The sequence below is a fragment of the Alistipes sp. AM16-43 genome, from assembly GCF_003435745.1.
Lineage (GTDB): Bacteria > Bacteroidota > Bacteroidia > Bacteroidales > Rikenellaceae > Alistipes > Alistipes onderdonkii.
The window spans coordinates 585-15,540 of sequence record NZ_QTUQ01000015.1; the positions used below are offsets into that span (position 1 = coordinate 585).

The following is a 14,956-nucleotide window of genomic DNA, read 5'->3' on the forward strand; positions in this document are numbered from 1 at the left end:
ACACTCGATTCGATCGACGACAGCCTGAAAAACATCGCCCGGGAGTGCGGCATTGACAAACAACTCTCATTCCACATGGCGAAACATCATACAATCTCTATCTAATTGAAAATTAAACAGTTATTTCTGTTTAATTAATATCAGGTAACGATTTAGAAACGAGCGAATTACAATATTCTGTTTTCTTTTGCCTCTGTCAAAGAACGATTCTTTCAATGCAAATATACACTTTACTTGTGACAAAAGCAATCTTTTTCTACATTTAATCGACTTACAGTCAGCCTTAAAGAGGGTATCTGGTCTCATTCCATCTTCTTCCTCAAAAATAACATAGCAGTCTAAATTGGTTTATGTATGGGATAGGTCTTGTTCATTCGATCCGGTAGACTACTATACATAAAAGTATAAAGGCGAGATACGACAAGGAGATGCCATGCTTTTGTGTAAGGGGAATCTCTCTTAGCTTATCGCAGACCATGTATAGCTAAGTGTTTTGAGAATAAACAGTCTGTAAAAAACGGAAAGACACCGATTATGGGCCGTATCACCATCAATGGAACCCAAGCCGGTTTCAGTTGTAAGAAAGAAGTGTCCCTCGCTTTGTGGGACGTCAAAACCAACCGGGCCAAAGGCAAGTCCGAGGAGGCCCGTACACTCAATCAGGAGCTTGACAATATCAAGGCGCAAATCACCAGGCACTACCAGTACATCTGCGACCACGACAGTTTTGTTACAGCCAAGAAAGTCTATAACCGCTATGTCGGCTTCTCAGAGGAATGCCACACCCTTATGAACCTTTTCAGGGAACAGCTGGAACCGTATAAAAAGAAAATCGGCATAGAGAAAGCCGAAAGCACCTACTGCGGTCTGGTTGCCGATTACAAGAGTCTCCTGCTTTTCATGAAAAGCAAGAAGAATGCAGAGGATATTGTCATCGAAGAACTTGAGAAATCATTCATCGAGGATTACTACAACTGGATGCTCGGTACATGCGCTTTGGCAAACTCCACTGTCTTCGGGCGTGTCAATACCTTGAAGTGGCTGATGTATATCGCGCAGGAAAAAGGCTGGATACGGGTTCATCCGTTCGCATCATTCGAGTGTATGCCCGAATACAAGAGGCGTTCTTTCCTTTCCGAAGAGGAACTGCAAAGGATAATCCATATAGAACCGAGATACAAACGCCAGCGTGCCATGCGCGACATGTTCCTGTTCATGTGCTTCACCGGTCTTTCCTATGTGGACTTGAAAGCCATAACATACGATAATATCCATACCGACTCCGACGGCGGTACATGGCTGATGGGCAACCGTATAAAAACGGGAGTGGCGTATGTCGTAAAATTATTGCCCATTGCTATCGAACTGATTGAAAAATATAGGGGTACGGATGAAAAGAAAGACTCCCCGAATGTGTCTTTCCGGTAGGTGAATACAATGCCATGCGGCTCAGTCTTGGAATCATAGGCAGGAAATGCAACTCCGGGGCGAGGTCACCCCGCACATCGGACGCCACGCATTTGCCGTTCTGGCCATACTCAAGGGGATGCTGCTGGAAACTCTTCAGAAAGTGTTTGGGCATAAGTCCATCACATACGTCCTGCGCATCCATTCACTTGTCCGGCGCAGGCGGGGCAATCTTTTTCTGGAAGTCGCCCATCTGTACGACCAGCGTGCTGACCAGCTTTCTCAACTCCTAATACGCGCTTGTTTCAATAATTGTCAGTTCCATACTAAAATTCTTTTTAAGATTCTGAATATGCGACAAAGTAACGCACATCCTATATCCTTTCCAAACAGATAATATCAGAGTCTTCCGTTGGCGTGCATTGGCGTATCCAACGTTAAAAGAGAAGGTCCTTCACCTGCATCCATGCGGCAACGGAACTTCCATTCCCTTACTTGTTTTCCATAAATTTATAGGATTAATTTCTGGTGCATGATATTAATAGTCATTATTCTGTCTGCTTTTTTTGCTTGCATAATTGCAGCTAACAGTTATCTATTCCAGAACGCATTGTTATGGAAAATGGCAAGCTGTTTTGTTGGTTTATGGATATTGTGTATGATAATTACCGTCTTCGTTTGTCGTAAACTTGAATGCTCTAATTAAAACAGTACGGTTGTCATGCTTTGTGTGTTTTATTATAAATATTATGAATTATTTGGAATTGATATGTAATATAGATAATTTTGCAGTCGGGAAATGGTTTCGGGAGGTTTACGCCTTCCGAATGAAAAGGGAACCCGGTGAAAATCCGGGACAGTACCCGCTGCTGTGAGTCCACAAAAACGGACATCGAACTTTTGCCACTGGTGTAATACCGGGAAGGCACGATGACCGGGACGAGTCAGAAGACCTGCCATGACCGGAATGAGATTTACACCTGCGGGATATACGGGTCGTAATCAAATAAGGAATAGCTCATCGGCCATTCAATATTTGAAGACAGACATATTCCCGTTCGTGTAAGTCCGCACGAACGGGAATTTTTTGTGTTTGTTAATAATATGTTTTACATTAAAATGAGTGACCTATGAAAAGAAAATTACGCTTTCTGGCAGGTGCCTGTCTATTTACCGCAACCGCCTTGTTCTCTGGCTGTAGCTCGGACGATGACTTTTTGATGGACCCGGTTGATTCCGGAACTTCGCAAACCCGTGCTGTGACAAATTCGGACGGTACTTTAACTATCACTTTCGATGATTTCGATCCCGGCATGTTAGCAGGACCTACCTCGGCCGGAGAAAATCTTTATTCGTACCAAGGGTATCCTCAAGTAACCACCATTTACGACAATACTCCGGAAGAATATCTCTTCCTTTCAATGTTTAATACTGTAGGTGGAAGCACAGAGTATTCCAGCGGCGGCATCGCACTTTCCAACTGGAACATCCGCTCCAATCAGTCGGGAAATACCGGAGACTGGTGGTATTCTTATCTAAACCAATGTTCTGTCTATAACACTGCGGTGGAAGCGGAAGGACAGAATAAGGAAGCCGGGCACAGCGGTTCCAATTTCGGTGTCGTTTACGGATATGTGGATGCTTACAATCAGGCATGGATGGCTAAACCAGAATTTTATTTCAATGTTCCCCGGAAATTGGTCGGCCTGTGGATCTGCAACACCTCATACACTTATGGTGTCATTACTTATGGTAATCAGTTCGGTTCTACGGGGGTAGCGACTCCTCTGAAAGAGATGAAAGGGTATTTCCAAGTGAATCTGGAATGTTATGATGCGAATGGCGGTCTGATCCGCACTTACAAACGTCTTTTAGCCGATTATCGTAACGGCCAACAACAGGTTGATCCTATCACGACATGGGATTATTGGGAAATCAATGCCGAAGGGGTGCAAAGTGTGAAATTCAACTTCGAGGGTTCGGATTCGGGAGCATACGGTTTGAATACTCCGGCTTATATCTGTATTGATGATATCACCATACAATAAAAAGAATACAAGGATATCCCTTCTGTCGGGGGTATCCCTGTTATTTTTCTAAAATCCACACATCATGCATCGTTTTCACTATTTTATTATTTCTGCCTGTATGCTGTTCACCTCCTGCAACAAGGATGAAGTCATTACCGAAGAAGTAGGAGGACAACCTATAATAGAACTTGACAGCGAGACCGGTATTTACACGGTCAAGGTCGATCACGAATTGACTATCGCCCCGACATACCAGAATGTTGAAGATGCTCTTTTTGCTTGGACGATAGACGGTACGCTGGTTTCTTCGGGTCCGTCTCTTCAACGTACATGGAATGAATGCGGGGATTTTTATGTCAAACTAAGAGTAGACAATGCGGAAGGCTATGCCGAAGAGGAACTGAAAGTAGAAGTGAAAGAACTCACCCCTCCGGTCATCTCACTGGCACTACCTTCGCAGGGGCTAAAAGTCGTCCGGAATACCGATTACACATTTACTCCCGATATTCAGCATTCGGATGTCGAAGGGTTCAAAATCGAATGGGTACGGGAAGGAAAAATCGTTTCCACCGAGAATACTTATACTTTCAATGAAAAAGAACTCGGTGTTTATACGGTGACAATCAACGCTTCCAATATAGATGGGACAACAACGAAAGACGTAAGCGTAGAGGTCGTGGAAACGATGCCCTACGTTGTCAAATTCCCGACCCCGTCTTACCTGCAAACATCCACGGACAGGTACACTTTTGCCGACCGTCCTGTTTTCCTGCGTCCGTTGTTGGAGTATTTCGACAATCCCCGTTTTGAGTGGAGTGTGGACGGTCAGGTCATGGAAGGAGAAGTGGAACGCATGTTCAAGTTCACGCCGTCCGCACCCGGAGAATACACCGTCTCCTGTACTGTGTCGGAAGACACACCGACGGAAAAAATAAGCAGGAATATCGACAAAGGGAAAACGGCTGTCACTGCCACCGTAAAAGTCGTTTGTGTGGACAAAAAGGAACAAGACGGCTTCCGGGCTTCGGGAAGTTCCAAGCTCTGGAATAAAGTCTATGAATATACCCCAGCTCCCGGCCAATTTATCAACGAGACGAGCACGATAGGCGGTATGACCGGCAACGAAACATCCCCTGAAGCGGCTGTCGCATGGGCAACACAGCGTTTGAAAGACAAACTGCACGTCTCTTTAGGTTCTTTCGGGGGTTATATCATCGTCGGCTTCGACCACAGTATTCCCAATTCGGGTAACCAATATGATTTCTGTGTTCAGGGGAACGCCTTTGACGGCAGTTCCGAACCGGGTATCGTATGGGTCATGCAAGATATAAACGGAAACGGATTGCCGGATGACGAGTGGTACGAACTGAAAGGATCTGAAGCAGGCAAGGAAGAAACAATACAGAATTTTGAAGTGACCTATTACCGTCCGGAAGGCAAAAAAATGGATGTCCAATGGATCAGTTCCGACGGTAGAAACGGCTGGGTAGACTATCTGTCCGCTTATCATACACAAGACTATTATTATCCGGCTTGGATTTCGGAAAACAGTTATACCCTGACAGGCACTTGTCTGGCCGCCCGCAACACCCAAGATTCTCAAACCGGTTATTGGGATAATCAGAGTTATGACTGGGGGTACGTGGATAATTTCGGAAACGACCAGATAGAAGGCGGCAGTACGGTGGATGGAAGCGGACAAAGGAACGGTTTCAAAATTTCCAATGCCATCCATGCCGATGGAACGGAAGCCAATCTGCAATATATTGACTTTATCAAAATACAATGCGGTGTTCTGGCCAAAAGCGGCTGGCTGGGCGAAGTTTCTACGGAGGTATTTTCTTTTGAGGATCTAACCAAATAATAAAAATTACAAGTATGAAAATTTATTTTCTTCCCATGCTCCTATCCTTGTTCTTTTTGGGAGCGTGTGACAAAAACGATGAAATTATACCTGAAGATGCAGATGAAAATTTCATCACATCGGTCGTGATGACCGTGGACGGGAAATCGTACACGGCCGACATTACGGACAATACAGTAACAATAACCGTTCCCTATACGGTATCGCTGAACAACGCCGAAGTGGAATTCAAGTACACAACTTCTGCAACAATCATACCTGATCCTGAAACGGTAACGGACTGGGATAACGAACGAACCTTCCGGGTGACATCCTATAACGGAGATGCCCGCGAATATACCTATAAGGTCGTGAAAAGCGAGATAGAATCTGACGGAGATGTGGAGTTGAAGACCACCGAGGAGGTAGCTTCTTTTGCCGCAACCAAAACAACCGTTGTCAAAGGGAACCTGATTATCGGCTCTGATGCGGAAGAGGCAGAAAAAATCACTGACATATCTGCATTGGCATCTTTGAAAGAGGTTACTGGCAACATTGTCATTCGTAACAGTTACAACGGTGCAGACTTGACAGGGTTGGATAATATCGTTTCTGCCGGAGGTTTACAGGTAGGTTCGACCGATGTCGCCTCGAAAGCTACGGAACTTCACATGATTTCCATGAAAGCATTGGAAACGCTCTCCGGAGACATATCGGTATATAACGACCAAGTGACGTATGTCCTATTCGAGAAACTGGCAACTATTGAAGGAAGCGTGATGTTCAATGCGTCGTCGTTACAGAGTTTTGAGTTTCCGGTTCTGACTACTGTAGGTCAGGATCTGAATCTTCAAGGACTCAATGAAGAGAACACAGCAGCCGGTTCGATTGCGTCTTTGGAAATACCGGAACTGACAAGTGTCGGAGGGGTCTTGTCCGTAAACAATCTTGCCAAGCTGACTTCCATGAGCTTCCTTAAGCTGAAAGAGACCGGTGGCCTTGATTTCCATACCGTCCCCGTGATGTTGGAAACCATCAACCTTCCGGAAATCGAAACAGTAAACGGAAGTATTATTATGGAAGCCAATATGGAAGCTCCTCCTACCGGTAGTTTTGTTCCCCAACGAAATGACGTGCTTCAGGCTTTCGGTGGAATGGACAAACTGACAACGATAAAGGGACAGATAAAGATAAAGAATTTCACGGCACTCAAACAACTTCCCGACTGGAGCAAGATCACCACACTTGGAAGCATCACGCTGGATTATCTTGAAGATGTGAGCGGAACACTGCTGTTGCCGAACGCCCGATTTGAAACCTTCGGAGAAACAGCGCCCCAGATTGAAATTATAAACAAGGTGCAGCTCTCCAAAATTGAAACAGCCGAAGATTTGTCAAATGTAAATTTTGTCATCACCAGTCTCACGAATAATAAGTTCCCTGAAATCACGTTCAAGAATATCAAAGACTTCACTTGTAAGCCAACCACCAACAATATCGATTATACCATATCGACAATTCAACATGTATATGGAAATCTAAATGTGACAGGCCAAATGCGAAGCAATGCCAAATTTCCCGACTTGGAAATCATAGATGGATATGGATATATCCAAATACCCATGTTTGCTTCAATCACAATGCCAGTCTTGAAAGAAGTGGGAGGACAGTTCTATTTATCTGGAAATTTTACCAGTTGTAACTTGCCCTTACTATCCAAAGTTTGTTGTTCAGCTTCTCCTGTATATTATAAAGAGGGAGAGGGTTCGTTAGCAATATCTTTACAAAGTAAATCGCTGGATATTCCGGAATTGCTTCACGTAGGAGGTGAAGGGTTGTTCGTTAATAAAGCAACAGGCATTACTTGTGATAAATTACAGACTATAGATGGTACGCTACAGATAAAAAGTGCGACTTCTCTTTCTCAGGAAACACTTTCCATGGAGAAGTTGGAGACCTTGCATGGGGTTGTTTTTGACGGTTTGACGAAATTTACCGACTACACTTTCTTCGGCAAGTTTATAGAAAACGGAATGATTACGGGGGAAAGTTGGAGCGTGACGAAATGTGGGTATAACCCAACCTTCCAAAATATGAAGGACAAACAATATACGCAGCAGGATTAAACCTTATACCTTAACCAGAGTACCCGTAATGATTCGGGTACTCTTTTTTATCCGAATGACAATGAGCAGAACAATACAACGGATTTGCCTTTTTCTTTTCTGCCTGCCAGTTTTCGGCAGTTGCATGAAATGGGATTACGGAGAGATGGAAGATTTCTCTGTATCGGCCTCTGGTCTTTTCATTACCAACGAGGGGAATTTCCAGTACAGCAATGCCACGCTTTCCTACTACGATCCCGCCACGTGCGAAGTGGAGAATGAAGTGTTTTACCGTGCCAACGGGTTCAAGTTGGGCGATGTGGCCCAGTCTATGGTTATCCGGGACGGTATAGGCTGGATCGTGGTGAACAACTCGCATGTGATTTTCGCCATCGACATCAATACTTTCAAGGAAGTGGGCCGTATCACAGGTTTCACCTCACCCCGGTATATCCATTTTCTGTCGGATGAGAAAGCCTATGTGACGCAGATATGGGACTACCGTATCTTCATCATCAACCCCAAGACATACGAGATTACCGGCTATATCGAATGTCCAGACATGGACATGGAATCGGGTTCCACCGAACAAATGGTACAATACGGCAAGTACGTCTATGTGAACTGCTGGTCGTACCAGAACCGCATCCTGAAAATCGACACGGAGACGGACAAGGTCGTGGACGAACTGACCATCGGCATACAACCTACTTCGCTGGTCATGGACAAATACAACAAGATGTGGACCATCACGGATGGCGGTTACGAGGGCAGCCCATACGGTTACGAGGCACCGTCTCTCTATCGTATAGACGCCGAGACTTTCACCGTAGAGAAACAGTTCAAGTTTAAGCTGGGCGACTGGCCTTCGGAAGTCCAGCTCAACGGTACACGGGATATACTTTACTGGATCAACAACGATATTTGGCGAATGCCGGTGGAAGCCGACCGTGTTCCCGTCCGGCCTTTTCTGGAGTTTCGGGACACCAAATACTACGGCCTTACGGTCAATCCCAACAACGGGGAGGTATATGTGGCCGACGCTATTGATTACCAGCAACAAGGTATCGTGTATCGCTATTCGCCGCAAGGCAAGCTGATCGATGAATTTTACGTGGGAATCATTCCGGGAGCTTTCTGCTGGAAATAACGAGGAAGGAGGACAAAAATGAAAAGACATCTTATTCTATTGTTCGTGGGGGTAAGCCTGCCCTTTCTGCTTGCCGCCCAGCAGAAAAATTCCGTCAGCATTACCAAAAGGGTACTACGTATTCCGGAGGTTACGGTGGTGGGCAAACGACCTATGAAGGATATAGGCGTGCAACGAACCCGTTTCGATTCCATCGCCATGAAAGAGAACATCGCCTTGTCTATGGCCGATGTGCTGACATTCAACTCATCCGTTTTTGTCAAGAACTACGGACGCGCCACGTTATCCACCGTGGCTTTCCGGGGTACCTCTCCCTCGCATACCCAAGTGACGTGGAATGGTATGCGCATTAACAACCCGATGCTGGGCATGACGGATTTTTCCACCATCCCTTCTTACTTTATCGATGATGCCTCGCTGCTGCACGGAACGTCATCGGTAAACGAAACGGGCGGCGGCTTGGGTGGTCTGGTCAGGCTCTCCACTTCTCCGGCCAACCATGAAGGGTTCGGGTTGCAGTACGTGCAGGGAGTGGGGTCGTTCAGCACGTTCGACGAGTTTCTCCGCCTGACCTACGGTGACAAACACTGGCAGTCCTCCACCCGTGTGGTGTATTCCTCTTCCCCCAACGACTACAAATACCGAAACCGGGACAAGAAGGAAAACATCTATGACGAGGACAAGAACATCATCGGTTCCTATTACCCGACGGAACGCAACCGCAGCGGGGCTTATAAGGATCTGCACGTCTTGCAGGAAATTTATTATAACACGGGCGAAGGCGACAAGTTCGGGCTAAACGCCTGGTATATCAATTCCAACCGGGAACTGGCGATGCTCAGCACGGATTACGGGAACGACATGGACTTCGAGAACCGCCAAAGGGAGCAGACGTTTCGCGGCGTCCTCTCGTGGGATCGCGTGCGGGAGAAATGGAAGGTCGGTGTAAAAGGCGGCTATATACACACATGGATGGCCTATGATTACAAGCGGGACAAGGGAAACGGCGAAATGGCTTCGATGACCCGCTCACGCAGTAAGATTAACACGTTCTACGGAAGTGCGGACGGGGATTATGCTCCTTCAGAGAAATGGCTGTTCACGGCCGGTGTTTCCGTACACCAGCATTTGGTGGAAAGCGCGGACAAAAATATCATCTCGCAGGAAGGTAACAAGGCTGTTGTCGGGTATGACAAGGGACGTGTCGAGTTTTCCGGTTCCGTTTCTGCGAAATGGCAGCCTGTCGATCGTTTTGCCGCCTCGCTTGTCCTTCGCGAGGATATGTTCGGTACGGAATGGGCCCCGGTTATCCCGGCTTTCTTCATCGACGGGGTACTGTCGAAAAAAGGCAATATCGTGGCGAAAGCATCCATCTCCCGGAACTACCGTTTTCCCACGCTGAACGACCTCTATTTTCTGCCGGGCGGTAATCCCGACCTGAAAAGCGAGCACGGCTTCACATACGACGTGGGGTTGTCGTTCTCGGTGGGGAAAGAAAATGTATATGCTTTGAGCGGTGGTATCAACTGGTTCGATTCGCACATCGACGACTGGATCATCTGGCTACCCACAACCAAGGGATTCTTCTCCCCCAGAAACCTCAAAAAGGTACATGCTTACGGGGCAGAGACCAACGCCCACCTTGATATAATGCTCGGAAAGGACTGGAAACTGGATATGAACGGAACTTTCTCGTGGACTCCCTCGATCAACGAGAGCGAACCGATGAGTCCGGCAGACCAATCCGTCGGCAAACAGTTGCCATACGTGCCGGAGTTTTCCGCAACGGTGACCGGACGTCTGTCATGGCGGACATGGAGCCTGCTTTACAAATGGTGTTATTACAGCCAGCGTTATACCATGTCGAGTAATGACTATACCCTGACGGGCTATCTGCCCCCTTACTTCATGAATAACGTGACACTGGAAAAACAGCTCTCTTTCCGATGGGCCGATCTGTCGCTAAAGGGCAGCATCAACAACCTGTTCGATGAAGAATACCTTTCCGTATTGTCCCGTCCCATGCCGGGCATCAATTTCGAGATATTCATCGGCATAACACCCAAGTTCGGAAAAAACAAAAATAGTAAACGATAATCTGCATCAATATGAACGCATTAAAGAATTTAAGCCTGATTTTGTTGCTTTCTCTGGCATTTACAGGCTGCCACAACAAAAGCTCAAAAATCAATGATTTCAACCTGCTGCTTTATGCTCCCGAATATGCCTCCGGCTTCGACATCAAAGGGGCGGGCGGGAAGGAAAGCGTACTGATAACCGTCAGGAATCCCTGGCAGGGAGCGGACAGTGTAACCACATGGCTGTTTATCGTCCGCAACGGTGAAGAGGTTCCCGAAGGGTTTGCAGGACAGGTACTCAAAGGAGACGCCAAACGCATCGTGGCGATGTCTTCCACTCATATCGCCATGCTTGACGCAATCGGTGAAGTCCGGTGTATAACCGGCGTTTCGGGAATCGACTACATTTCCAACCCAGACATCCAAGCCCGCCGCGACAGTATTGGCGATGTCGGCTATGAAGGGAACATCAACTACGAGTTGCTGCTCTCGCTCGATCCCGACCTCGTTCTGCTCTATGGGGTGAACGGCGCAAGCGCAATGGAAAGCAAACTCGAAGAACTCGACATACCGTTCATGTATGTCGGCGATTATCTTGAAGAGTCGCCTCTCGGCAAGGCCGAATGGATGGTAGTGCTTTCAGAAGTCACAGGAAAACGTGAGAAGGGTGAAAAAGCCTTTGCCGCAATCCCGGTCAGATACAACGCCTTGAAAAAGAAAGTGGCCGACAGTACCCTCGGCACTCCTTCGGTTATGCTTAATGTTCCCTATGGCGACTCGTGGTTCATGCCTTCAACCCAAAGTTATGTAGCCCGCTTGATTACTGATGCGGGAGGCCGCTATATCTACCAGAAGAACACGGGAAACGCTTCTATCCCCATTGACTTAGAAGAAGCATATCTGCTCGCGTCGGATGCGGACATGTGGCTGAACGTGGGAATGGCGAACTCCCTTGACGACTTGAAGGCATCATGTCCGAAATTCACCGATACCCGATGTTTCAAAAATGGAGAGGTGTATAACAACAACGCCCGTACCAACACAGCCGGGGGTAACGACTATTACGAGTCTGCCGTCGTGAATCCTGACATCGTGCTCCGCGACCTCGTGAAGATATTCCATCCTGAACTGGTGCAGGAAGAGTGTGTGTATTACAAGCAACTGAAATAGATGCGTTCCCGTTCGACTATATTATTCTCCATATTGATTACGCTCACGGTCGGTCTTTTTTTACTGGACTTGGCCGTGGGAGCTGTCAACATTCCGATCCGCGATGTATGGGCAGCACTGACCGGGGGAAATTGTTCCCGTGCCACGGAAAAAATCGTACTCAACATACGCCTCATAAAAGCTATAGTGGCACTGTTGGCCGGGGCTGCCTTATCGGTCAGCGGTCTTCAGATGCAGACCCTCTTCCGTAATCCTCTTGCCGGTCCCTATGTCCTTGGCATCAGTTCCGGTGCAAGTCTCGGTGTGGCACTTGTGGTACTTGCCGGGATCGGTTCATCAATAGGCATTGCCGGAGCAGCGTGGGTGGGTGCGGCTGTCGTGTTGCTCGTGATAACTGCCGTCGGACAGCGAATAAAAGACATCATGGTAATCCTGATTCTGGGCATGATGTTCTCATCGGGCGTAGGTGCTGTCGTGCAGATATTGCAGTACCTCAGCAAAGAGGAATCGCTGAAAGCCTTTGTCATTTGGACGATGGGGGCTTTGGGTGACGTCACCTCCGGACAACTTCTGATTCTTGTTCCATCGGTGTTTGCCGGACTGCTGTTGGCGGTACTGACCATCAAACCGCTTAACCTCCTGCTGTTCGGAGAGGAATATGCCGTAACAATGGGACTGAATATTCGGCGTTCACGCAGCCTGTTGTTTCTCTCGACAACGCTGCTCGCCGGAACGATAACCGCTTTTTGCGGTCCGATAGGTTTCATAGGTCTCGCTATGCCTCATGTCACAAGAATGCTTTTCCAAAATAGCGATCATCATGTCCTTCTGCCCGGAACAATTCTTTCGGGAGCATCGATATTGCTTCTTTGCGACATCATTTCTAAAATATTCACCTTGCCGATCAACGCCATTACAGCTCTATTGGGAATCCCAATCGTCGTATGGGTGGTTTTACGCAACAAATCCATCACCGCATGATAGAATTACAGCATTTTTCCATAGGTTACAAAGAAAACTCGTTGCTCCACGAGGTAAATGCCACGATAAAAAAAGGTCAACTGACAGCCCTTATCGGAAGAAACGGGACAGGAAAATCGACGTTGCTCCGCGCCATAGCCGGTCTGAACCGGTGTTATTCCGGAAAAATCATTCTCGACGGGCACGACATCGCCTGCATGAAAACCGAAGATATGGCAAAAACGCTGGCTGTCGTCACGACCGAGCGCACGCGCATCGCCAACCTGCGGTGCAAGGATGTCGTAGCCATAGGCCGTGCTCCTTATACCAACTGGATAGGTAGGATGCAAGAAACAGATAAGGAGATAGTCATGCAATCGCTCATTTCGGTGGGAATGGAGGCTTATGCAAACCGCACGATGGATAAAATGTCGGATGGCGAATGCCAGCGTGTGATGATTGCTCGTGCATTGGCACAGGATACTCCTATCATTCTCCTTGATGAACCGACTTCCTTTCTTGACATGCCTAATCGCTACGAACTTGTGGCGTTGCTTCGTAGGCTTGTCCACGACGAGAAAAAATGTATCATGTTCTCGACACATGAACTTGACATCGCGTTGTCCATGTGCGATTCGATAGCATTGTTAGATACCCCGAATTTAAGTTGCTTGACCGCGTCTGAAATGCAGAAAAGCGGATACATTGACAGACTTTTCCAAAATGAAAACATCCGTTTCGACTCCTTATGCGGTACAATGATTTTGAAACAATGAGTATATACACTGTAGAAAATTTTACTTCAGACATCACTGTTGAAGGATATATCGCCGAATTCCGTGACGAACCACATTTTCTTGAACTTTGCAAACAATGTACCAATTACGGTAAAAGTTGGGGGTGTCCTCCATTTGATTTTGATACGGAATCGTTTCTCCGACAATACAAGTATGCACATCTTATGGCAACGAAGATAATCCCTGAAGACAAAGATATTCCGATTGAATATACACAAAAACTCATTTTACCGGAACGGATACGAATCGAGAGCGAATTATTGGATATGGAACGGAAATATGGAGGGCGTTCATTTGCCTATATAGGTAAATGTCTTCACTGCTCAGATAACGAGTGTACGCGTAACTGCGGCACACCATGCCGACACCCGGAAAAAGTGCGTCCGTCACTCGAAGCCTTCGGATTTGACATAGCCAAAACGCTTTCTGAACTTTTTAACATCGAACTTCTTTGGGGAAAGGATGGCAAATTACCTGAATATCTTGTTCTCGTAAGCGGATTTTTTCATAATGAATACGAACTTTGCAACATAGCATACTAATGATTCGGACATGAAATAAACAGACAAACTAACCACATTCGGTTCAATCTGTTTTGTGATTTCAAATGAATTATAGTTAGATATGTAAAAAGCGACGCTGGAGCTTGAAATAAGTAACGGTTTATCGGTGTATTCTCCGTTAAACCGTCCTGTTTTCGTTAAACGAAAACACAACTTGCTGTCCCCTAATGGGGACAACATTCTCCAATAGGAATTGTGTATCAGCCCATTGTACGGCTATTCTCCTGTGATTTTCGGGTCATTTCCATCAGGCATTTGCCGGCTGCTCTCCCCATAAAAAGGTGGCTGTCTCTCCTGAATCATGTGACTTACGCCCATAATTCAGGAATAAGGGAGACGTATGTACTGGAAATCTGCCCTTTCCATACCCTATTCTCCATTAATGGATTGTTATTTTTACACTTCTGCAAATGGAGAATGGCAGGTAGCCGTATACACCTTATTGTTTTTCTTCATTGTCTCCATTAATGGATTGTTACTTTTACACATCTACAAAAGGAGAATGGGCTGTGAACCGTATATGCCTTATGGCTTTCCTTCATTGTCTCCATTAACGGATTGCTACTTATACACATCTGCAAATGAAGAATGGGCATGTAACCGTGTATGTCTTATGGTTTCTTTTCCTTGTCTCCATTGATGGATTGCTACTTCTACACATCTGCAAATGAAGAATGAGCATGTAACCGTGTATGCCTTATGGTTTTCCTTCATTGTCTCCTTTGACGGATTGTTACTTCTACACTTCTGCAAATGGAGAATGACAGGTAGCCGTGTATGCCTTATGGTTTTCCCTCATTGTGTCCCGTCCTGAAAAAGGTTTACAGAAAAGAGTAAATCTTATGCAGCAAAC

General features: G+C 46.4%; 11 protein-coding genes and 1 riboswitch. All 11 genes read left to right on the top strand.

The window, feature by feature from the left end:
• Nucleotides 1-534: 534 nt before the first annotated feature.
• Nucleotides 535-1,428, top strand: coding sequence for a phage integrase SAM-like domain-containing protein (locus tag DW189_RS13945; protein WP_004289225.1), 894 nt, complete (start codon nt 535-537; stop codon nt 1,426-1,428).
• A gap of 46 nt (nt 1,429-1,474) precedes the next feature.
• On the top strand, nt 1,475-1,804 hold the full coding sequence (locus DW189_RS14715; RefSeq protein WP_004289226.1) for a hypothetical protein: 330 nt from the start codon (nt 1,475-1,477) through the stop codon (nt 1,802-1,804).
• A 386-nt stretch (nt 1,805-2,190) separates the two neighbouring features.
• Nucleotides 2,191-2,383, top strand: a riboswitch (cobalamin riboswitch).
• A gap of 154 nt (nt 2,384-2,537) precedes the next feature.
• Entirely contained in the window at nt 2,538-3,455 is a 918-nt protein-coding gene (locus DW189_RS13955; RefSeq protein ID WP_004289228.1) for a DUF4465 domain-containing protein, read from the top strand.
• Between the two features lie 64 nt (nt 3,456-3,519).
• Nucleotides 3,520-5,301 carry a PKD-like domain-containing protein gene (locus tag DW189_RS13960; RefSeq protein WP_004293827.1) on the top strand — a complete coding sequence of 594 codons (1,782 nt, stop codon included), beginning with the start codon at nt 3,520-3,522 and terminating at the stop codon, nt 5,299-5,301.
• A 14-nt stretch (nt 5,302-5,315) separates the two neighbouring features.
• On the top strand, nt 5,316-7,406 hold the full coding sequence (locus DW189_RS13965) for a hypothetical protein (RefSeq protein ID WP_007567602.1): 2,091 nt from the start codon (nt 5,316-5,318) through the stop codon (nt 7,404-7,406).
• 28 nt (nt 7,407-7,434) lie between these two features.
• Nucleotides 7,435-8,535, top strand: a complete 1,101-nt coding sequence (locus DW189_RS13970) for a YncE family protein (protein WP_117508587.1) — start codon at nt 7,435-7,437, stop codon at nt 8,533-8,535.
• Nucleotides 8,536-8,553: 18 nt separating this feature from the next.
• Nucleotides 8,554-10,632 carry a TonB-dependent receptor plug domain-containing protein gene (locus DW189_RS13975; RefSeq protein ID WP_117508588.1) on the top strand — a complete coding sequence of 693 codons (2,079 nt, stop codon included), beginning with the start codon at nt 8,554-8,556 and terminating at the stop codon, nt 10,630-10,632.
• 11 nt (nt 10,633-10,643) lie between these two features.
• The gene (locus DW189_RS13980; protein ID WP_004289233.1) at nt 10,644-11,783 is read left to right on the top strand and encodes an ABC transporter substrate-binding protein; all 1,140 of its coding nucleotides are present in this window, start codon (nt 10,644-10,646) and stop codon (nt 11,781-11,783) included.
• Nucleotides 11,784-12,764 carry a FecCD family ABC transporter permease gene (locus tag DW189_RS13985; RefSeq protein WP_004311292.1) on the top strand — a complete coding sequence of 327 codons (981 nt, stop codon included), beginning with the start codon at nt 11,784-11,786 and terminating at the stop codon, nt 12,762-12,764.
• Nucleotides 12,761-13,519, top strand: coding sequence for an ABC transporter ATP-binding protein (locus DW189_RS13990; protein ID WP_004289235.1), 759 nt, complete (start codon nt 12,761-12,763; stop codon nt 13,517-13,519). The genes DW189_RS13985 and DW189_RS13990 overlap by 4 nt, the downstream gene beginning before the upstream one ends.
• Nucleotides 13,516-14,082 (top strand): DUF2284 domain-containing protein, encoded by a 567-nt coding sequence (locus tag DW189_RS13995; RefSeq protein ID WP_004289236.1) that lies wholly within the window; start codon nt 13,516-13,518, stop codon nt 14,080-14,082. Before DW189_RS13990 ends, DW189_RS13995 begins: the two co-directional genes overlap by 4 nt.
• Nucleotides 14,083-14,956 lie beyond the last annotated feature (874 nt).

Bases quoted from the DNA above. Each gene is read 5' to 3' on its own strand.
- DW189_RS13965 (WP_007567602.1), top strand. From the start codon at position 5,316: ATGAAAATTTATTTTCTTCCCATGCTCCTATCCTTGTTCTTTTTGGGA.
- DW189_RS13955 (WP_004289228.1), top strand. From the start codon at position 2,538: ATGAAAAGAAAATTACGCTTTCTGGCAGGTGCCTGTCTATTTACCGCA.
- DW189_RS13980 (WP_004289233.1), top strand. From the start codon at position 10,644: ATGAACGCATTAAAGAATTTAAGCCTGATTTTGTTGCTTTCTCTGGCA.
- DW189_RS13975 (WP_117508588.1), top strand. From the start codon at position 8,554: ATGAAAAGACATCTTATTCTATTGTTCGTGGGGGTAAGCCTGCCCTTT.
- DW189_RS13970 (WP_117508587.1), top strand. From the start codon at position 7,435: ATGATTCGGGTACTCTTTTTTATCCGAATGACAATGAGCAGAACAATA.
- DW189_RS13990 (WP_004289235.1), top strand. From the start codon at position 12,761: ATGATAGAATTACAGCATTTTTCCATAGGTTACAAAGAAAACTCGTTG.
- DW189_RS14715 (WP_004289226.1), top strand. From the start codon at position 1,475: ATGCAACTCCGGGGCGAGGTCACCCCGCACATCGGACGCCACGCATTT.
- DW189_RS13985 (WP_004311292.1), top strand. From the start codon at position 11,784: ATGCGTTCCCGTTCGACTATATTATTCTCCATATTGATTACGCTCACG.
- DW189_RS13960 (WP_004293827.1), top strand. From the start codon at position 3,520: ATGCATCGTTTTCACTATTTTATTATTTCTGCCTGTATGCTGTTCACC.
- DW189_RS13995 (WP_004289236.1), top strand. From the start codon at position 13,516: ATGAGTATATACACTGTAGAAAATTTTACTTCAGACATCACTGTTGAA.
- DW189_RS13945 (WP_004289225.1), top strand. From the start codon at position 535: ATGGGCCGTATCACCATCAATGGAACCCAAGCCGGTTTCAGTTGTAAG.